This window comes from Thermobifida halotolerans (assembly GCF_003574835.2).
Classification (GTDB): Bacteria; Actinomycetota; Actinomycetes; order Streptosporangiales; family Streptosporangiaceae; genus Thermobifida; species Thermobifida halotolerans.
In genome coordinates, this window is sequence record NZ_CP063196.1 from 2,741,959 (window position 1) to 2,760,784 (window position 18,826).

Here is an 18,826-nt window from a genome sequence, read left to right on the forward strand (position 1 = left end):
GCCGGTCCGGCGCGGCGGCTCAGGACGGACCGGCGGCCGCGGCCTGCTCCACCGCGCTGAGCACACCGTCCCTCCAGGGACGTCCGTGTCCGGGGAACACCACCGCGGCCCGGGTGGCCGCCAGCGCCTCCAGCGATTCGAGTGCGCGGGCGCTGTCCGCCGTCGCGGCGCCCGAGACGATCTGGGGCCCCTCGACCCCGGTGTAGGGGTCGAGGGTCACCAGGGCGTCACCGGTGATGACCGCGTCGTGCTCGGGCAGGTGCAGCGCGCAGTGGCCGAAGGTGTGCCCGGGGGTGAACACGATCCGGGGACGTCCGGGGACGTCGAGCACCTCTCCGGGGGTGAGCGGGGACAGGTCCGTCACCCCGTCGACGGTGAGCGCGCCCGCGGCGACCATGCCCGTGAGGATCGGGATGCCTCCCGGGTGGCGCAGCGGGTACCACAGCCGGCTGTTCTCGTGCTGGTACTGGGAGGGGTGGGCGGCGACGAAGAACTCCTCCGGGTGCGCCCACACCGGGAGTCGCCACTGCCCGCGCAGCCTCGCCGCGAGCCCCAGGTGGTCGAAGTGCGCGTGGGTGAGCACCACCGCCCTCACCTGTTCGGGCTCCGCGCCGACCTTCCGCAGCGCGCGCAGCAGCAGCGGCCAGGTCGCGGGCAGGCCGGTGTCCACGACCGTGACCCCGTCGTCGTCGACCACCAGGTACAGGTTGACGTGGGCGTGTCCGAGGCGGTGGATTCCCGGCAGCGTGTGTCTGTAGGCCATCAGCTTCCCTCCCGGACGGACCGCCGCCGTGCGGACGGGGCGGTCTCCTCGTCCTGCAGCGCCCTGACGAGTTCTTCCTCGTCCTTCCTGGTCAGGCTGGTCTCCAGCACGACCGGTTCGAGCGGCCGGAACGCCTCGACGACGCGGTCCCGGGTGGCCGAGCGCGCCAGCAGGAACACCGCGGCCCTGCCCTCCTGCAGTTGGCGGCCGATGTCGCGGATCATGCCGTCGTCGATCCCGATGTCGGTCAGCCTGCCCGCGACCGCCCCGGCGGCCGCCCCCACGGCCAGACCGAGGACGGGGGACAGAAACAGTGTTCCGATCAGTGTGCCCCACAGGGCGCCGCCCGCGGCCCCCACACCGGTCGTGCTCAGCGTCTGCTGGATGCGCGGTCTGCCCCTGGCGTCCCGGTAGACGTAGGCGGCGTCCCGCAGTTGCAGCAGTTCTCTCCTGGCCAGGTCGTCGGCGATCTCCAGCGCCTGCTCCGCCCGGTCCCGGTCGGCCACGCCGAACACCACCAGATGCGTCATGGGAGGGCCTCCGTCTCCTGTCCGCGGGACTGCGCCTCCTTCCCCCTCTGACCGGGCGGTGCTGTTCCTCACCGGGCCGCGCGCCAAGAAACGGCAAACGCCCGCAGCCGGTCGGCTGCGGGCGTCGGCGCCGACGGGACGTCCCCGTCGGCGGTGGTCCGTCAGACGTTGAAGCCCAGCATCCGCAACTGGTCCCGACCGTCCTCGGTGATCTTGTCGGGACCCCACGGCGGCATCCAGACCCAGTTGATCTTGACCTCGCGGTCGAACTCGTCCAGCGCGCTGGCGGCCTGGTCCTCCAGCACGTCGGTGAGCGGACAGGCGGCGCTGGTCAGCGTCATGTCGACGACGATGGAGGTGTCGTCCACGTTCAGCCCGTAGACCAGACCGAGGTCGACGACGTTCACGCCCAGTTCGGGGTCGATGACGTCCTTGAGCGCGTCGGTGATCTCCTCGACGAGCGCCTCGTCCGCCTCGGCGGCCGGGGCCTGCGGGGTCTGGGCGGTCTCGTTTCCGGCGGTCATGCGGCCCCCTCCTTCTGGGTTGCCAGTGACTTGGCGGTCGCGTCCTTCCACGCCATCCAGGCGAGCAGCGCGCACTTGACTCGGGCGGGGTACTTCGACACCCCGGCGAAGGCCACCGCGTCCTCCAGCACGTCCTCGTCGGGCTCCGCCTGCCCCCTGGACTGCATGAGCGCGGTGAACTCCTCCAGAACGGCCATCGCCTCGTCGACGGTCTTGCCGACGAGCAGCTCGGTCATGACCGAGGCGCTGGCCTGGCTGATGGAGCAGCCCATGCTGTCGTAGGAGATGTCGGCGACCGTGGCGGCGCCGTTCTCCCCGTTCTGCTCGGGCCTGAGGTGCACCCGGAGGGTGACCTCGTCGCCGCAGGTCGGGTTGATGTGGTGGCTCTCGGCGTCGAACGGCTCCCGCAGCCCCTTGCGGTGCGGGTTGCGGTAGTGGTCCAGGATGATCTCCTGGTACATCGCGTCGAGTTTCATGGCACGCCTCTCCTAGCTTCGGGCCACGCCGAAGAACCGCTGCGCCTCGCGGATTCCCTCGACCAGGGCGTCCACGTCGGCGAAGGAGTTGTACAGGTAGAACGAGGCGCGGGTGGTGGCCACCGTAGCGAACCTGCGGTGCAGCGGCCAGGCGCAGTGGTGTCCCACGCGCACGGCCACGCCCAGGTCGTCCAGCACCTGTCCGACATCGTGGGGGTGGATGTCGTCGACGGTGAAGGACACCGCTCCCCCGCGTGCCTCGGCGTCGGCCGGTCCGACGATTCTTACGCCCTCGATGGAACCGACGTGCTTGAGCGCGTATTCCACCAGGGCGTGCTCGTGGGCGGCGACCGCGTCCATGCCGACGGAGTCCAGGTAGTCGCAGGCCGCGGCCAGCCCGACCGCCTGGGGGGCCATCGGCACTCCGGCCTCGAAGCGCTGGGGCGGGTCGGCCCAGGTGGAGTGGTCCATGTGCACCACGCCGATCATGGAGCCGCCCGAGACGAACGGCGGCATCGCGCGCAGCAGTTCGCCGCGTCCCCACAGCACGCCGATGCCGTTGGGACCGCACATCTTGTGGCCGGAGAACACCAGGAAGTCGGCGCCGAGCTCGGTGACGTCCACCGGCATGTGCGGCACCGACTGGGCGCCGTCCACCAGGACCAGCGCGCCGACGGCGTGCGCCCGGTCGGCCACCTTCCGGACCGGGTTGACGGTGCCCAGCACGTTGGACTGGTGGGTGAGCGCCACGACCCTGGTGCGCTCGTTGACCAGCTCGTCCAGGTTCGACAGGTCGAGGCGGCCCTCGTCGGTGACGCCGAACCAGCGCAGCGTCGCCCCGGTGCGCTTGCACAGCTCCTGCCACGGCACCAGGTTGGCGTGGTGCTCCATCTCGGTGACCACGACCTCGTCGCCCGGGCCCACGGCCAGGCGGGCGAACTCCTCGCCCGCGGTGGCCGCGTTGCTCATGGCGTAGGCGACGAGGTTGACCGCCTCGGTGGCGTTCTTGGTGAACACCACCTCGTCGGCCGGGGCGCCGACGAAGGCCGCGATGGTGGCTCGGGCCGCCTCGTAGGCGTCGGTGGCCTCCTCCGCGAGCTGGTGCGCGCCCCTGTGCACCGCCGCGTTGTGGCGTTCGTAGAACTCCCGCTCGGCGTCGAGGACCTGCCGGGGCTTCTGCGAGGTCGCCCCGGAATCGAGGTACACCAGCGGGCGCTCGTCTCTGACGGTCCGGGACAGGATCGGAAAGTCCGCCCGGATCGCTTCGACGTCCAGCTCGCGTGCTGTCACGGTTAAGCGCCCACCTTCACAAAGCGCTCGTAGCCCTCGGCCTCCAGCGTCTCGGCGAGCTCGGGACCGCCGGACTCGGCGACCCGGCCGCCCGCGAAGACGTGGACGAAGTCGGGCTTGACGTAGTTGAGGATGCGGGTGTAGTGCGTGATGAGCATCACACCCATGTCGTTGTTGGCCTTGGCCCGGTTGATGCCCTCGGAGACGACCTTGAGCGCGTCGACGTCGAGGCCGGAGTCGGTCTCGTCGAGGATGGCGATCCTGGGCTTGACCAGCTCCAACTGCAGGATCTCGTGGCGCTTCTTCTCACCGCCGGAGAAGCCCTCGTTGACGCCGCGGGAGGCGAAGGAGGGGTCGATGGACAGGCCCTTCATGCTCTCCTGCAGTTCCTTGGAGAAGGCCCGCAGCTTCGGGGCCTCCCCGCGCACGGCGGTGACGGCGCTGCGCAGGAAGTTGGACATCGACACGCCGGGGACCTCGACGGGGTACTGCATGGCGAGGAACACGCCGGCGCGGGCGCGCTCGTCGACGCTCATCTCCAGCACGTTCTCACCGTCGAGCAGGACCTCGCCCTCGGTGATCTCGTACTTGGGGTGTCCGGCGACGGCGTAGGCCAGGGTGGACTTGCCCGAGCCGTTGGGGCCCATGATGGCGTGGGTCTCACCGGAGTTGATGGTCAGGTCGACGCCCTTGAGGATCTCCTGCCGCTCCTCGGCTCCGATGAGGACGTCGGCGCGCAGACCGCGGATCTCGAATGTGGTCATGGTGTCTCTTTCACGCCTTCTCGGTGTCCAGCGAGACGAGTACGTCGTCGCCGTCGATCTTCACTCGGTAGGTGGGGACCGCCTGGGTCGCCGGCGGGTTGATCGGCTTGCCCGTGCGCAGTTCGAAGCAGGAGCCGTGCAGCCAGCACTCGATGGTGCCGTCCTCGACCTCCCCCTCGGAGAGGTTGACCTCGGCGTGCGAGCAGATGTCGCTGATCGCGTACACCTCGCCCTCGCTGCGGGCGATGGCGACGGGCGTGCCGTCGACCTCCACGCCCAGCGCCCCCTCCTCGGGGACCTCGCCGAGCGCGCAGACCCTGGTGTAGGTTCCTTCACTACTCATGCAGCGCCAGCTTCTCCTCGACCTCGTCCATGATGCGTTCCCGCAGTTCGGGGATCTCGATGCGGTTGAGGACCTCGGCGAAGAAGCCGCGGATCACCAGCCGCCGGGCCTCGTCCGCGGGGATGCCGCGGGACTGCAGGTAGAACAGGTGCACGTCGTCCAGGCGGCCGCTGGCGCTGGCGTGTCCGGCGCCCTCGACCTCACCGGTGAAGATCTCCAGGTTGGGCACGGAGTCCACGCGGGTGCCGTCGGTGAGCACGAGGTTGCGGTTGTGCTCGTAGGAGTCGGTGCCCTCGGTGCCCTCGCCGATGATCACGTCGCCGATCCACACCGCGTGCGCGTCCTCGCCGCTGAGCGCCCCCTTGTACTCGACCCGGCTGCGGGTGCGGGAGACGTTGTGGTCGATCAGCGAGCGGTGCTCGTGGTGCTGGGCCTCGCCGGTGAAGTACAGGCCGTACAACTCGGCGTCGCCGCCGGGGCCGGTGTAGCCGACCTTCGGCGACAGGCGCACCAGGTCCCCGCCGAGGGTGACCACGACGCTGCGGAAGCGCGCGTCGCGCCCGACCTTGGTGTACTGGTGCGACACGTGGACGGCGTCGCGGTCCCAGTCCTGGAGGCTGACGACGTCGAGCCGGGCGCCGTCGTCGACGACGAACTCGACGTTGTCGGCGTAGACCGAGTTGCCGCGGTACTCCAGGACCACGGTGGCCGAGGCGGAGGTCTCGACCCGGACCAGCACGTGGCCGTAGGCGTCCCCCTGCTCGGTGCCGGTGACGGTGACGAACACCGGCTCGCTCGCCTCGGTGTTCTTCGGCACCGTGACGACGACGGCCTCGGCGAAGGACCGGTAGGCCAGGGCGCTGACCCGGTCGCTGGGCAGGAAGGAGCGGCCCAGGCGGGCGTCGTCGCGGCCCACGGTCTCGACGACGACCTCCGGCGGGGCGGTCACCTTGACGTCGGCCACGCCGTCGGCGATGTCACGGCCGTCGTGCAGGCCGCGGAGCCTGCGCAGCGGGGTGAAGCGCCACTCCTCCTCGCGCCCGGTGGGCTTGGGGAAGTCGTCGGGATCGAAGGATCCGTGGACGTCGAGTTTGGAGACGGGAAGGTCGCCGCCGTGGCTGTGTTCCCTGATTCCGAGATTGGGGGTGGCCATGATCAGCCGACCGCTCCTTCCATCTGCAGCTCGATGAGCCGGTTCAGTTCCAGCGCGTACTCCATGGGGAGCTCGCGGGCGATGGGCTCGACGAACCCGCGGACGATCATCGCCATGGCCTCGTCCTCGTCCAGACCGCGGCTCATCAGGTAGAAGAGCTGGTCCTCGCTCACCTTGGAGACGGTGGCCTCGTGGCCCATCTCCACGTCGTCCTCGCGGACGTCCACGTACGGGTAGGTGTCGGAGCGGCTGACGGTGTCGATCAGCAGCGCGTCGCACTTGACCGTGGACTTGGAGTGCTCGGCCCCCTCCTGCACCTGGACCAGGCCGCGGTAGGAGGCGCGGCCCCCGCCGCGGGCCACCGACTTGGAGACGATGGTCGAGGAGGTGTTGGGGGCGCAGTGCACCATCTTGGAACCGGTGTCCTGGTGCTGGCCCTCGCCCGCGAAGGCGATGGACAGGGTCTCGCCCTTGGCGTGCTCGCCCATCAGGTAGACCGCCGGGTACTTCATGGTGACCTGGGAGCCGATGTTGCCGTCGACCCACTCCATGGTGGCGCCCTCGTAGGCGACGGCACGCTTGGTCACCAGGTTGTAGACGTTGTTCGACCAGTTCTGGATGGTCGTGTAGCGGCAGCGGGCGTTCTTCTTGACGATGATCTCGACGACCGCCGAGTGCAGCGAGTCCGACTTGTAGATCGGCGCGGTGCAGCCCTCGACGTAGTGGACGTAGGCGCCCTCGTCGACGATGATGAGCGTCCGCTCGAACTGGCCCATGTTCTCGGTGTTGATCCGGAAGTAGGCCTGCAGCGGGATCTCCACGTGCACGTTCTTGGGCACGTAGATGAAGGAGCCGCCGCTCCACACCGCGGTGTTGAGCGCGGCGAACTTGTTGTCGCCGGGTGGGATGACCGTGCCGAAGTACTCCTTGAACAGCTCGGGGTGCTCCCGCAGCGCGGTGTCGGTGTCCAGGAAGACGACGCCCTGGGACTCCAGGTCCTCGCGGATCTGGTGGTAGACGACCTCGGACTCGTACTGCGCGGCGACCCCGGCGACCAGGCGCTGCTTCTCGGCCTCGGGGATGCCCAGCTTGTCGTAGGTGCGGCGGATGTCCTCGGGCAGGTCCTCCCAGGAGGCGGCCTGCTTCTCGGTGGACCGCACGAAGTACTTGATGTTGTCGAAGTCGATCTTCGACAGGTCGGCGCCCCAGGTGGGCAGCGGCTTCTTGGTGAACAGGCGGAGCGCCTTGAGGCGCAGGTCCCGCATCCACTCCGGCTCGTTCTTCTTGGCCGAGATGTCGCGGACGACCTCCTCGTCGAGACCGCGGCGCGCCGAGGCGCCGGCCACGTCGGGGTCGGCCCAGCCGTACTCGTAGGTGCCGAGCCCTTCGAGCTCGGGGTGCGCGGTAGACGTCATTACGCGGATCCTCCTGGACGAGACGTCCTGTCGTGGCGTTGTGTGTCCGTGTCCCGCTGGGTGCGGGTCTCGGCGGTCAGGGAGCCGATGTCGCGGGGGCTGACGTGGGTGGTGCAGACGCCGTCGCCGTGCGCGATGGTGGCCAGGCGGCGCACCGGGGTGCCCAGCAGCCGGGCGAAGGCCTCGACCTCGGCGTCGCACAGTTCGGGGAACTCCGCCGCCACGTGGGCGACCGGGCAGTGGTGCTGGCACAACTGCTCTCCCCCGGCCGGCGCCCCGCCCGCCGAGGCGGCGTAGCCGTCGTTGGACAGCGCGTCGGCGAGCAACCGGACCCGCTGCTGCGGGGGCGCGGCGGCGAGCACGGAGCGGTACCGGCGTTCGAGGTCGGCCACCTGGCGTCGTGCGAACTCGGCGACGGCCTGCGGTCCCGCCTTCTCGGCGAGGAACCGCAGCGCGCTGGCTGCGAGGTCGTCGTAGCCGTGCACGAACGCGTCGCGGCCGGCCCCGGTGATCGCGAAGACACGGGCGGGCCTGCCCCTGCGGCGGCGTCCGACGGGTCGGGCGTCGCGGGCCTCGACCATGCCCTCGCTCATCAGGTTGTCAAGGTGGCGGCGGATGGCCGCCGGCGTCAGCCCGAGCCGCTCGCCCAACGCGGACGCCGTGATCGGACCATGTTCGAGTATGAGTCGGGCGACCCGTGCCCGGGTGCCGGTCTCGGCGCCCAGATCGTGGCCAGCGGGTGTCCGGGACGCGCCGGTTCTGGCCGTCCCCTCCACACACTGTTTCCCGCCCATGTTTTTCACAACATCAGTGTGGCCTAATTACATCCCGATGGGCAAACTGTGTCGAGTGCCATAGGACACACAACTTAGCCTTGCCTAACAGGGATTTCTCCCCCGGTCCGCCGTCGAAGCCGGGGAAGGCCCGCCCCCGCTCCCTCCGGCCTCCCACCGAGCGGAAATCCTGTCTCACTCTCTGAGACAACCGGTGCGTCTCCGGAGCCCCGGGGCCCCCACCGGCCCCGTGCGCCCCCTGCGTGCCCCCACCGTAGACTCTTCGTCATGGACACCGCTGCGGTCGAGGTCACCGACCTGGTCAAGCGCTACGGCGCCGTCACCGCCGTGGCCGGCCTGTCGTTCACGGCCGCCCGGGGAGCGGTGACGGCGCTGCTCGGCCCCAACGGCGCGGGCAAGACCTCGACGATCGAGATCTGCGAGGGGTTCCGCCGCGCCGACGCGGGCCGCGTCCGCGTCCTCGGCCTCGACCCGCTGCGCGACGCCCACACGCTCAAACCCCGGGTCGGCGTCATGCCGCAGAGCGGCGGGGTACCCACCGGCGCCCGCGCGGGCGAGTGGCTGCGCCTGATGGCCGCCTTCCACGCCAACCCGGTCCCGCCCGAGACCCTGCTGGAGCGGCTCGGCCTGTCCTCCGCGGCGCGCACCCCCTTCCGGCGGCTGTCGGGAGGCCAGCAGCAGCGCCTGTCCCTGGCCGCCGCCGTCATCGGCCGCCCCGAGCTGGTGTTCCTGGACGAGCCCACGGCGGGACTGGACCCGCAGGCCCGCATCGCCGCCTGGGAACTGGTCGCCGAGCTGCGCGCGGCGGGCGTGGGCGTGGTGCTGACCACGCACTACATGGAGGAGGCCGAACGGCTGTCCGACCACGTGGTGATCATCGACCACGGCCGGGTGGTCGCCGACGGCCCCACCGCCGACCTCACCCGCGGCGGACAGGAACTGCGGTTCCGCGCCGGCGCCGGGCTGGACGTGTCCGACCTCGCCGCGGCGCTGCCGGCGGGCTGCGCCGTCACCGAGCACCCCGGCGGCCACTACACGGTGGCCTGCGCCGGTCCGACCGAGCTCGGACCGGGGCTGGTGGCGACCGTGACCACCTGGTGCGCCGCCAACGCCGTCATGCCCGAGGACCTGCGCGTGCACCGGCGCACCCTCGAAGACGTCTTCCTCGAACTCACCGGCCGGGACCTGCGCGACTGATGCCCTCCTCCACCTCCTCCACCGCTCCCATCGACTTCACCCCCAACCCGGGGTCGGCTCCCGCCTGGCGCCGGATCTCGGCCCAGGCCGGACTGGAGCTGCGGCTGCTGCTGCGCAACGGCGAGCAGCTTCTGCTGACCCTCGTCATCCCGGTGCTGCTGCTGGTCGGCTTCAGCGTCACCTCGCTGCTGGACCTGGGCGAGCGCTCCCGGGTGGACTTCCTGACCCCGGGCGTGCTCGCGCTGGCGACGATGTCCACCGCGTTCACCGGGCAGGCCATCGGTACCGGCTTCGAGCGCCGCTACGGGGTCCTCAAGCGCCTGGGCGCCACCCCCCTGTCGCGGCTGGGGCTGCTGGCCGCCAAGACCCTGGCGGTGCTGGCGGTCCAACTCCTGCAGGTGTCGGTCATCTGCGCGGTGGCGCTGGCGCTGGGCTGGGACCCGCGGGGCGGCGCGGGCGGCGTGCTGTCGGCGGTGGTCCTGGTGGTCCTGGCCACCGCCGCGTTCAGCTCCTTCGCCCTGCTCATGGCGGGCACGCTGCGCGCCGAGGCCACCCTGGCCGCCGCCAACCTGGTCTACGTGGTGCTCCTGGGCCTGGGCGGGGTGGTCTTCCCCGTCGACCGCTTCCCCGCGGCGGCGCTGCCCCTCATCGAGGCCCTGCCCATCACCGCCCTGTCGTCGGGCCTGCGCGCGGTGCTGGCCGACGGCGCGACCCTCCCGGTCGGCTCCGTGCTCGTCCTGCTCGCCTGGACCGGGGTCGGCGCGGCGCTGGCGGGCCGGTTCTTCCGCTGGGAGTGACCGCCGACTCTCCGGCAGGCCCCGCCGCACCGCGGGACCTGCCCGTGCCGCCTAGAATCCCCGCGTGGAATTCCTCGGCGTCCCCTGGTTCGTTCTGGTGCGCCACCTCGGACCGCCGCTGGTGCTGCTGGGTGTCGGCGCGGCGCTGGTGCGGTGGCGCAGACCGGCGCGCACCGGTCTGGTCGTCGCCGCGCTGTGCGTGAACCTGCTGGCCGCGGCGCTGCCCTTCCTGTGGATCGCCTTCCAGGCGGCCACCGGACTGGCCAACCGGAGCGCCGCCGGGCTCGTCATGACCGGGTTGCAGCCGCTGGTGTTCTTCACCGCCTGGATGCTGCTGCTGGTGGCGGCCGTGGCACGGCCGCCGACCGTGGGACACCCGCACCGGTGAGGGGGCGTGCCCGCCCCGCGCGGGGCGGGCACGCCCGGGGGGCTCAGCCGCCCAGGGTGGCGACCATGAGCGCCTTGATGGTGTGCATCCGGTTCTCCGCCTGGTCGAAGACGACGGAGGCGGGCGACTCGAACACCTCGTCGGTGACCTCCAGCGCGCTCAGCCCGGTGCGGGCGTGCAGGTCGCGGGCGACCTGGGTGCCCAGGTCGTGGAAGGCGGGCAGGCAGTGCAGGAACTTGACGTCGGGGTTGCCGGTGGCCTTGAGCGCCTCGGCGTTGACCTGGTAGGGCAGCAACTGCCGGATGCGCTCCTCCCACACCTCGGCGGGCTCGCCCATCGACACCCACACGTCGGTGTAGACGAAGTCGGCTCCGGCCAGGCCCTCGGCGACGTCCTCGGTGAAGGTGACGCGGGCGCCGGTGGTCTCCGCGATCGAGCGGGCGGGCGCGGCCACGGTCTCCTCGTCGGGCCACAGTTCGCGGGGGGCGACCATGCGCACGTCCACGCCGAGCATGGCGCCGGTGACGGTGAGGGAGTTGCCGAGATTGTTGCGGGCGTCGCCCATGTAGGCCAGGGTGACCTCGCCCAGCGGCTTGTCGGTGTGCTCGGTGACGGTGAGGAAGTCGGCGAGCATCTGGGTGGGGTGCCACTCGTCGGTGAGGCCGTTCCACACCGGCACTCCCGCGTACTCGGCCAACTCCTCCACCAGGGACTGCTCCGAGCCCCGGTACTCGATGCCGTCGAACATCCGCCCCAGGACCCGGGCGGTGTCCCTGATGGACTCCTTGTGGCCGATCTGCGAGCCCGCCGGGTCCAGGTAGGTGACGTGGGCGCCCTGGTCGTGGGCGGCCACCTCGAAGGCACACCGGGTGCGGGTGGAGGTCTTCTCGAAGATCAGGGCGATGTTCCTGCCGAGCAGCCGCGGCTGCTCGGTGCCCGCGTACTTGGCGGCCTTCAGGTCGGCTGCCAGCCTGATCAGGAACAGCAGTTCCCGGGGGGTGAAGTCGAGTTCCTTGACGAAACTGCGGTTGCGCAGGTTGAACGCCATCGCGGCAGGCTCTCCTCTGTCCGTCACGTCAACATGTCTGGAAAGGTATACATATTAGCGAATAGGCATTCAAGTACTTTTCCGGTCCCCGCTCAGGCGTCCCGCTCCACCGGACAGGTCATGCAGTGCGGACCGCCGCGTCCGCGCCCCAGTTCGTTGCCCGGGGTGGTGATGACCTCGATCCCGTTGGCGCGCAGGTAGGCGTTGGAGGAGACGTTGCGCTCGTAGGCCAGGACCACGCCGGGCTCCAGCGCGAAGACGTTGCAGCCGTCGTCCCACTGCTCGCGCTCGGAGGAGAAGACGTCCTGGGTGGGGGTGAGCACCCGGATGTCGTCGACCCCCGCCGCGGCGGCGATGGCCCGGTGCATGTCCTCGGGCGGATGGTCGGTGATCTTCAGCTCCTTGTCGCTGTCACCCGGCTCGATCGTGTAGGAGGGCAGCATGCCCAGTCCCGCGTACTTGGTGAAGACGCCGTAGTCCACGTTGGTCATGACGGTGTCCAGGTGCATGGTGGAGCGCGCCTTGGGCATCCAGATGCCCAGGATGCGCCGGGCGCCGCCGCGGGCGAACAGCTCCCGCGCGAGCAGTTCCACCGCCTGGGGGCGGGTGCGCTCGCTCAGCCCCACCAGCACCGAGCCGTCGCCGACCGGCATCACGTCGCCGCCCTCGATGGTGGCGGGCGCCCAGGCCACCCCCGGGTTCCACACCTGGAAGTCGGCGTCGGCGAACAGCGGGTGCCACCGGTAGACGGCCTCGTACAGCGTGGTCTCGCGCATGCGGGCGCGCTTGCGCATGACGTTGATGGACACCCCGCCGTAGATCCAGCAGGAGGTGTCGCGGGTGAAGATGAGGTTGGGCAGCGGCGGCAGCACGAACGCGTCCAGGTCGAGGGTGTGGAACCACACCGACCGGGGTTCGGGCACCCGGTCCAGCAGCTCCCGCTTGGTGATGCCGCCGACGAGGAAACGGCGCAGCTGGGCGGCGTCCATCGCGTCGAGGCAGTCGCGGATGGCGTCCAGGGCCATGGGGCCGTAGAAGCGCTCGTCCAGCACGTGGTCGAGGATGGAGGACTCGGCCTCGGGGAGGTGAAGGATCTCCTCCAGCAGTTCCCCGAAGACGTGCACGGCCACTCCGCGGTCGCGCAGGTGCGCGACGAACAGGTCGTGCTCCTCGCGGGCGCGCTCCACCCACAGCACGTCGTCGAAGAGGAGGGCGTCCTTGTTGCTGGGGGTCAGGCGCTGCAGTTCCAGGTCGGGCCGGTGCACGATGACCCGGCGCAGGCGGCCGACCTCGGAGTTGACGGAAAAGGCCACGGCTTGCTCCTCACTGTCTCGACCGACCCGTGGGCGTGCCGGAGCGCACGGCGCGATTCGACCACGCCCGGAGGCTTTCCCGCCAGCCTCTCCCCTTACTCCCGCCCCGCCCACCCCGCCTTCATAGGATGATCCGGTGAGCAGCGATTCCCTTCGGCGGTCCGTGGCGGGGCCGCTCTCCCGCGCCGCGACGCTGACCCGTGCCGCGGGCGCCGCCGTGCCGCCGACCTGGCTGGTCGGAATCAGCATCCTGTCGGTGCAGCTCGGCGCGGGCGTGGCCAAGAACCTGTTCGCGGTCCTGCCGCCCAGCGCCGTGGTGTGGCTGCGCCTGCTCAGCTCGGCCCTGGTGCTGCTGGCGCTCGCCCGGCCCGCACCGCGCGGCCACACCCGCTCCGACTGGCTGGTGGCCGCCGGTCTCGGGGTGGCGCTGGCGACGATGAACTACGCCATCTACGAGTCGTTCGCGCGCATTCCGCTGGGCGTGGCGGTGACCATCGAGTTCCTGGGGCCGCTGGCGGTGGCGGTCGCGGGGTCGCGCCGCTGGAGTGACCTGGTGTGGGTGGCGCTCGCCGGAACGGGGGTGGCGCTGCTGGGCCGGGGCGAGGGCGGCGTGGATCTCGCCGGTGTGGCGTTCGCGCTGCTGGCCGCCGCGGCGTGGGCGGCCTACATCCTGCTCAGCGCGGCCACCGGCCGCCGCTTCCCCGGCACCTCGGGGCTGACGGTGGCCAGCGCGGTCGGCGTGCTGCTGGTCGCGCCGGTCGGGATCGGCCAGGGCGGCACGGCCCTGCTGCGGCCGGAGGTGCTACTGGTCGGGCTCGCCGTGGGGCTGCTGTCGTCGGTGGTCCCCTACTCCCTGGAGATGCGGGCGCTGCGCCGGATTCCGCCGCGGGTGTTCGGCATCCTGATGAGCCTGGAGCCGGCCGCCGCCGCGCTGGTGGGCATGGTGGTGCTGGGCGAGTTCCTCACCGTCGCCCAGTGGGCGGCGGTGGCCTGCGTGGTCGCCGCCAGCGTGGGCGCGACCCGCTCCGCGCGGACCTGAGCCCGCCCGGCCCCTGCGAAGGGTCCGTGTCGTCGCAGTTCACCGCAGGCACGGACCCCGAAGGGAACTCCCGCGCCCCTCTACTACGATCTGTCGTATGACAGCCTCTCCCCGATCTGTCGCGTTCGCGGCGGACGACATCGTGATCCTGAACCTGCCGCTGTGGGCCTGGCAGGTGGCGTTCTGCGTCGTCGGGGTGGCGGCGCTGGTGCTGCTGGCCCGCACGATCTGGCATCCCACGACCTCGTCGCTGCGCTGGTGGGCGCTGGGCAACGTCGTCGTCAACGCCGGAATCGCGGTGACCGGCGCGACGGTGCGCGTCACCTCCTCGGGGCTGGGCTGCTCGGAGTGGCCCAGGTGCACCCCGGAGAGCTTCGTGCCGGTGGGCACCCACCACTCGGCGTTCAACGCGACCATCGAGTTCGGCAACCGGACGCTGACGTTCCTGGTGCTGGCCGTCGGGGTGATCGTGCTCGTGGCGACGCTGCGCCTGCGGCCCCGCAGGCGCGACCTGACGGTCATGGCCGCCCTGGTGCCGGTCGGGGTGCTGGGCCAGGCGGTCGTCGGCGGCATCACGGTCTGGAGCGACCTGCACCCGGCCTCGGTGGGCGCGCACTTCGTGCTGTCGGTCCTCGTGGTGGTCGTCACCATGGCCTACTACGTGCGCTGTCGCGAACCCCGGGGGGACCTGCGCCCCACCGTGGGGCCGCGGCTGCGGACGGCGGTCGCCGCTCTGGTCCCGGTGGGGCTCGTGCTGATCGTGGCCGGTGTCGTGGTCACCGGCACCGGCCCGCACGGCGGGGACGCCGCCGCCCCGCGCTGGGACTTCCCGTTGGAGGCGGTGACCCGCGTCCACTCGGCCCTGGCGTGGCTGACGACCGCGCTGGCCGTGGCCGTGCTCGTCGCGGCGGTCCGCACCGGCGCGCCACGCCTGGTGCGTGTCCAGGCGTGGCTGCTGGTCGCCGTGGTGTTCGCCCAGGGCGGGCTGGGCTACGTGCAGTACCTGCTGGGCCTGCCCGCCTGGCTGGTGGTGCTGCACGTGCTGGGGGCGCTGCTGACGTGGACGGCGATCCTGCGGCTGTACTTCGCCACCGCCGAACGCGTCACGGTCCCCACCGGGGCGGCTGCTGCTGCGGCGGTCCCTGCCGCCAGTCGGTAGCGGGCGGCTGCGGCGGCATGCCGCCCTGCTGGGCGTGCGCCTGGGCGATGACGTGCTGGAAGTCCGAACGCCGCAGGAACCCCGAGTCGGTGGGCTGCTGTGTCCAGGTCGGCGCGGCGGGCTGGACGGCCCGTCCGAGGAACGCCTCGCGGGCCATGTGCATGAGCGCCAGGATGGCGTCGCGCCGCTCCCACCAGTCGGGTCTGGCCACGCCCCGGTCCAGGCGCCGGTGCAGCAGCGCGAGTTCGGTGGCGGCCAACTGGTAGTCCTCCATCGCCCGGCGCCCGCGCGCCCCCGCGACCTGCCGCGCCCAGGCGCGCGCCCGCTTGCGCCCTCCCATGGTGCTGAGCATCTGGATGTCGTGGGGCGTGACCAGCCCGGTGGGGATGTACTGCGGCAGGTAGTGGGCGATGGCCGCGACCTGGCGGCGGCGGTCGCGCACCGCCACGACGATGAGGGCCACCAGGACGCAGAACAGCAGGGCGTAGACCAGGCCCAGCCCGGTCCAGCCGAACGCGGTGGAGCCGTTCCACAGCGCGTGCAGCACGACCGCGCCGAGCCAGCCGAGGACCGGCATGAACAGGCGGCCCACGCCCCGGTGCGTGGCGGCGTAGGCCACGCCCAGACCGATCATGGCGGTGTAGAGGGGGTGGCCCAGCGGCGCGATGATCCCGCGCAGCACGAAGGTGACCGCGAATCCGGCGGCTCCCTCGGTGAACAGCGCACCGAGGAAGTAGGAGACGTTCTCGACGAAGGCGAAGCCGGTGGCGACCATGGCCGCGTAGATGATGCCGTCGGTGGAGGAGTCGATCTCGTGGCGGCGCCGCCACAGCAGCAACAGCAGGGCCAGGCCCTTGGCGCTCTCCTCCACCAGCGGCGCGCCCACGGCGGCGCTGAGGTAGGCGCCCAGGTCCTCACCGAACACCGGGACGGTGTACAGCTCCATGCCGAGGGTGTTGAGGACGAACGACGTCAGCACCGCCACGCCCGCGCCCCACAGGAACGCGAACAGCAGAACCGAGTTCGGCTCCGGTTCGAGCCGGTCCAGCAGCAGGATGAGGGGGACGAGGATGGTGACGGGGACGACTGCCGCGACGAGGCTGACGAGGAACGCGACGACTCCCGCGGTCCCGGCTCCGACGAGACCGCTGAGCAGCAGGTAGCCAAGCATCAGCAGCATGCACAGGACGCTCACCACGATTCCGGCGATCAGGCCGACGGAGTGGCGTCCGGGCTTGCGACCTTCCAGGATCGCTTTGGTGTCTAGGGGACGCATGGCATTCGAGCGTAGCGTCTGACCGCCGCGGCTCCGCAGGCGGTGGAGCGTCGACCACCGCCTGCCCGCCCGCCCGCGCGCGTCTTCCGACCTGCGGTCGTCTCCGCCCGTCCGCCGTTCTCAGCGGGATCCGCTCCAGCGGGGCCACGGGCGTGTCTCCTCCAGGGCCCGCGCCGCGGCGACGAGGAGGTCGTCGCGGTGGTGGGCGGCCACGATCTGCAGTCCCACCGGGCGGCCGTCGGCGTCCAAACCCGCCGGAACCGTGACCGCCGGGTGTCCGCTGAGGTTGAAGGCCCAGGTCAGCGCGGTATTCATGACCGGTCCGGGGCCGTCGTGGCCGTGCGGCGGATGGGGGGTGGTCGGAGTGAGCAGCAGGTCGGCGGTCGCGAACAGCTCATCCAGCGCGGCGTTGTTGTGGCGGACGGCTGCCTCGGATTCCCCGGAGGCGGCCGCGCCGCGTCGGGCCAGCCACGCCCCGGCCGGATCACGCAGGCGCACGACGGCATCGGTCCAGACGACGGCCCCGGTGTCGGCGAGGTCGCGGGCGGCGGCGCGGGCGACCGCCGCGACGGCGGCGTCGACGTCGGCGAAGCCGAGGTCGGTGCTCCAGACGGCGCGCGGGGGACGGTCCGGCGGGAGGGTGTCGGGGGGAGGCGGCGCGCCGAGGACGACCTGCCGGTACAGCGCCACGTCGGCCACGGTCCGGGCTATCGGTCCGCCGACGGTGAGTCCGGCGCGGTCGCGGGCGGGCAGCAGTCCCGTGGTGGGTTTGTATCCGACCGCGCCGCACCAGGCGGCGGGGATGCGGGTGGAGCCCGCGCCGTCGCTGGCGGTGGCCAGCGGCACCATGCCCGCGGCCACGGCCGCGCCGGACCCGGCCGACGAGCCGCCGGGGGTGCGGTCGGGGCACCACGGGTTGACGGTGCGGCCGCGTTCGGTGGTCCCCCAGGTCTGCCACTCGGTTCCGGGGCCGGGCACCGAGGTGGCGCCGACGGGCACGCATCCGGCGGCCAGGAGCCGCCGCGCCTGGTGGGAGCGGTCCTGTTCGGTGCCCTTGACCGCGATCGGGACCCCGGCCAGTGGGAGCGGGTGGCCCTCGGCGAGCATGCGGTCCACCAGCGCCGCCCGATGCCCGGCCTCCTCCGCCCACACCTCGGCGAACGCGCGGATCGCGGGGTCGACGCGGCGGATGCGCTCCAGGGCGAGTTCGGCGACCTCGGTCGCGCGCAGCGCGCCGCCGGTCACCAGGTCGCGAACGCGGCGCGCACCCCACTCCGGGTAGTCGGCGGGATCGGGCCGGTCGCGCGGGGACTCCGGTCCAGCGGGGCGGGCCGCCGGGCGGTGCTGGTGTCGCATGGTCGCTCCTTTCGGGGGCTCACCCGTCCTCGGCGGCGAGCACGGCGGCGTAGGGACGCTCCCCCGACGCGAGCAGGTCCGCTCGGGGACGCCGCGCGACCGGGAGGAGCAGCAGGTTGCGGTTCCAGGGGGCGTCCTCGGCGGCGCACAGCGCGGCGAGGGCGTCGGGCGGTGTGGCGGAGTTCTCGGCCGGCGCCCGCCGGACGAACGGATGGTGACTGCGCAGCAGGCGGCGCAGGGCGGCCGGGTCCACCTCCCGTTCGGCGAGTACGCGGTGGTCTTCGGGGGTGCGGCCGTCGGAGCAACTCCGGGCCTCCCGGGTCCGTCATCGTGGCTCCCCGATTGCCGCGGGGCCGGTCGGGCCTACCGGGACACGGCCCCGGCGGGGGCCTCCAGGCGGGGGTGGAGCGCCTCCAGTCCCGCGATGAACGCGTGCAGGGCGAGTTCGAAGCTGTCGTCGTCGATCTCGGCGGCGAGTTCGGGCAGGCGGTGCGCCTGGGAGAGGTTGGGGTAGCGGTCCTGGTAGACGCGGGCGTCGGCGTCGAAGCCGCGGGCGAAGGAGTTGATCGCGGCACCGACCACCAGGTAGCGGGTCGAGGCGCCGATCATGGTGGCCAGCCGGGCGGGCCAGCCCGCGGCGACGAGCCCGCCGTGGACCGCGTCGGCGCGGCGCAGCGCCTCGTCGCGGCGCCCCGGGCCGGAGGCGATGAAGGCGACCATGTTGGGGTGCGCGGCCAGGGCGTCGCGGTAGGAGCGCGCCCACACGGTGAGTCCGCGTTTCCAGTCGCCGTCCTTGAAGCCGGAGACGTCTATGCCGGCGGTGATGCGGTCGACGACGTCGTTGAGCAGCTCCTCCTTGGTGCGGTAGTGGCTGTACAGCGACGGGGCCTGGACGCTGAGCTCCTGGGCGAGCTTGCGCATGGACAGCCCGTCCAGTCCGTCGCGGTCGACCAGGGCCAGTGCGGCCTCCTGGATGCGCGTCCGACTCAGCAGCGGTGTCCTGGGTCGAGCCACAGCGAACCCCCCGTTCTTCCCTCTTCTCCTGCGCCTGCCCCTCGTGGGCGTGCGCTCGCGCCCGGATCGCCTCAAGTATCGGCCAGAACCGGCCCCGAGGTGGTGGGCCGACCGGACTTCACAAACCGAACACTGTTAGATTAAATGTGACGCGCGACTCCATTCCGCCCGGCCTGTGCTGCTTCCA

At 71.8% G+C, this 18,826-nt stretch carries 21 protein-coding genes; 5 read left to right on the forward strand and 16 right to left on the reverse strand.

Features of this window, described 5'->3' with window-relative positions:
• Nucleotides 1-19 precede the first annotated feature (19 nt).
• From NI17_RS12240 to NI17_RS12285, 10 genes are all read right to left on the reverse strand, one after another.
• Entirely contained in the window at nucleotides 20-763 is a 744-nt protein-coding gene (locus NI17_RS12240; protein ID WP_068692803.1) for an MBL fold metallo-hydrolase, read from the reverse strand.
• Nucleotides 763-1,293, reverse strand: a complete 531-nt coding sequence (locus NI17_RS12245) for a DUF1269 domain-containing protein (protein WP_068692802.1) — start codon at nucleotides 1,291-1,293, stop codon at nucleotides 763-765. Before NI17_RS12245 ends, NI17_RS12240 begins: the two co-directional genes overlap by 1 nt.
• Before the next feature lie 161 nt (nucleotides 1,294-1,454).
• On the reverse strand, nucleotides 1,455-1,817 hold the full coding sequence (locus tag NI17_RS12250; protein WP_068692801.1) for a metal-sulfur cluster assembly factor: 363 nt from the start codon (nucleotides 1,815-1,817) through the stop codon (nucleotides 1,455-1,457).
• A complete protein-coding gene (gene sufU / locus NI17_RS12255; protein WP_068692800.1) occupies nucleotides 1,814-2,293 on the reverse strand; it encodes a Fe-S cluster assembly sulfur transfer protein SufU in 480 nt (159 codons plus the stop codon). Before sufU ends, NI17_RS12250 begins: the two co-directional genes overlap by 4 nt.
• Before the next feature lie 12 nt (nucleotides 2,294-2,305).
• Nucleotides 2,306-3,583: a cysteine desulfurase gene (locus NI17_RS12260; protein WP_068692799.1), complete on the reverse strand. Its 1,278-nt coding sequence runs from the start codon at nucleotides 3,581-3,583 to the stop codon at nucleotides 2,306-2,308.
• Nucleotides 3,584-3,585: 2 nt separating this feature from the next.
• Nucleotides 3,586-4,347: a Fe-S cluster assembly ATPase SufC gene (gene sufC / locus NI17_RS12265; RefSeq protein WP_068692798.1), complete on the reverse strand. Its 762-nt coding sequence runs from the start codon at nucleotides 4,345-4,347 to the stop codon at nucleotides 3,586-3,588.
• A gap of 10 nt (nucleotides 4,348-4,357) precedes the next feature.
• Nucleotides 4,358-4,690: a non-heme iron oxygenase ferredoxin subunit gene (locus NI17_RS12270; protein ID WP_068692797.1), complete on the reverse strand. Its 333-nt coding sequence runs from the start codon at nucleotides 4,688-4,690 to the stop codon at nucleotides 4,358-4,360.
• Nucleotides 4,683-5,843, reverse strand: a complete 1,161-nt coding sequence (gene sufD, locus NI17_RS12275; protein WP_068692796.1) for a Fe-S cluster assembly protein SufD — start codon at nucleotides 5,841-5,843, stop codon at nucleotides 4,683-4,685. Before sufD ends, NI17_RS12270 begins: the two co-directional genes overlap by 8 nt.
• Before the next feature lie 2 nt (nucleotides 5,844-5,845).
• A complete protein-coding gene (sufB, locus tag NI17_RS12280) occupies nucleotides 5,846-7,258 on the reverse strand; it encodes a Fe-S cluster assembly protein SufB (RefSeq protein ID WP_068692795.1) in 1,413 nt (470 codons plus the stop codon).
• Nucleotides 7,258-8,052: a helix-turn-helix transcriptional regulator gene (locus NI17_RS12285; RefSeq protein ID WP_170163027.1), complete on the reverse strand. Its 795-nt coding sequence runs from the start codon at nucleotides 8,050-8,052 to the stop codon at nucleotides 7,258-7,260. The genes sufB and NI17_RS12285 overlap by 1 nt, the downstream gene beginning before the upstream one ends.
• A 267-nt stretch (nucleotides 8,053-8,319) precedes the next feature.
• Between NI17_RS12285 and NI17_RS12290 the strand changes: the two genes are divergently transcribed.
• The 3 genes from NI17_RS12290 to NI17_RS12300 all read left to right on the forward strand — a co-directional run bounded on the left by NI17_RS12290 (nucleotide 8,320) and on the right by NI17_RS12300 (nucleotide 10,434).
• The gene (locus NI17_RS12290; RefSeq protein ID WP_068692794.1) at nucleotides 8,320-9,249 is read left to right on the forward strand and encodes an ABC transporter ATP-binding protein; all 930 of its coding nucleotides are present in this window, start codon (nucleotides 8,320-8,322) and stop codon (nucleotides 9,247-9,249) included.
• Nucleotides 9,249-10,046 carry an ABC transporter permease gene (locus tag NI17_RS12295; RefSeq protein WP_068692793.1) on the forward strand — a complete coding sequence of 266 codons (798 nt, stop codon included), beginning with the start codon at nucleotides 9,249-9,251 and terminating at the stop codon, nucleotides 10,044-10,046. Before NI17_RS12290 ends, NI17_RS12295 begins: the two co-directional genes overlap by 1 nt.
• A 64-nt stretch (nucleotides 10,047-10,110) precedes the next feature.
• Nucleotides 10,111-10,434 carry a hypothetical protein gene (locus NI17_RS12300; RefSeq protein WP_068692792.1) on the forward strand — a complete coding sequence of 108 codons (324 nt, stop codon included), beginning with the start codon at nucleotides 10,111-10,113 and terminating at the stop codon, nucleotides 10,432-10,434.
• A gap of 43 nt (nucleotides 10,435-10,477) precedes the next feature.
• On the opposite strand, the gene argF is transcribed toward NI17_RS12300, so the two are convergent.
• On the reverse strand, nucleotides 10,478-11,482 hold the full coding sequence (gene argF / locus NI17_RS12305) for an ornithine carbamoyltransferase (RefSeq protein WP_068692791.1): 1,005 nt from the start codon (nucleotides 11,480-11,482) through the stop codon (nucleotides 10,478-10,480).
• Nucleotides 11,483-11,574: 92 nt separating this feature from the next.
• Nucleotides 11,575-12,795, reverse strand: a complete 1,221-nt coding sequence (locus NI17_RS12310; protein ID WP_068692790.1) for an arginine deiminase — start codon at nucleotides 12,793-12,795, stop codon at nucleotides 11,575-11,577.
• A 136-nt stretch (nucleotides 12,796-12,931) separates the two neighbouring features.
• Here NI17_RS12310 and NI17_RS12315 point away from each other — a divergent pair, with 136 nt between their 5' ends.
• Together NI17_RS12315 and NI17_RS12320 are read left to right on the forward strand one after the other, a co-directional pair.
• Nucleotides 12,932-13,834 (forward strand): EamA family transporter, encoded by a 903-nt coding sequence (locus tag NI17_RS12315; RefSeq protein ID WP_119267740.1) that lies wholly within the window; start codon nucleotides 12,932-12,934, stop codon nucleotides 13,832-13,834.
• A gap of 97 nt (nucleotides 13,835-13,931) precedes the next feature.
• On the forward strand, nucleotides 13,932-14,993 hold the full coding sequence (locus tag NI17_RS12320) for a COX15/CtaA family protein (RefSeq protein WP_119267741.1): 1,062 nt from the start codon (nucleotides 13,932-13,934) through the stop codon (nucleotides 14,991-14,993).
• Here NI17_RS12320 and NI17_RS12325 read toward each other — a convergent pair.
• The 4 genes from NI17_RS12325 to NI17_RS12340 all read right to left on the reverse strand — a co-directional run bounded on the left by NI17_RS12325 (nucleotide 14,938) and on the right by NI17_RS12340 (nucleotide 18,639).
• Nucleotides 14,938-16,269: a PrsW family intramembrane metalloprotease gene (locus NI17_RS12325; RefSeq protein ID WP_119267742.1), complete on the reverse strand. Its 1,332-nt coding sequence runs from the start codon at nucleotides 16,267-16,269 to the stop codon at nucleotides 14,938-14,940. The two genes, NI17_RS12320 and NI17_RS12325, sit on opposite strands and share 56 nt — an antisense overlap.
• A gap of 120 nt (nucleotides 16,270-16,389) precedes the next feature.
• Complete coding sequence (locus NI17_RS12330; protein WP_084012737.1) at nucleotides 16,390-17,625, reverse strand: amidase; 1,236 nt, start codon at nucleotides 17,623-17,625, stop codon at nucleotides 16,390-16,392.
• A gap of 19 nt (nucleotides 17,626-17,644) precedes the next feature.
• Nucleotides 17,645-17,878 (reverse strand): hypothetical protein, encoded by a 234-nt coding sequence (locus NI17_RS12335; RefSeq protein WP_068692789.1) that lies wholly within the window; start codon nucleotides 17,876-17,878, stop codon nucleotides 17,645-17,647.
• Between the two features lie 110 nt (nucleotides 17,879-17,988).
• On the reverse strand, nucleotides 17,989-18,639 hold the full coding sequence (locus tag NI17_RS12340) for a TetR/AcrR family transcriptional regulator (protein ID WP_068692788.1): 651 nt from the start codon (nucleotides 18,637-18,639) through the stop codon (nucleotides 17,989-17,991).
• Nucleotides 18,640-18,826 lie beyond the last annotated feature (187 nt).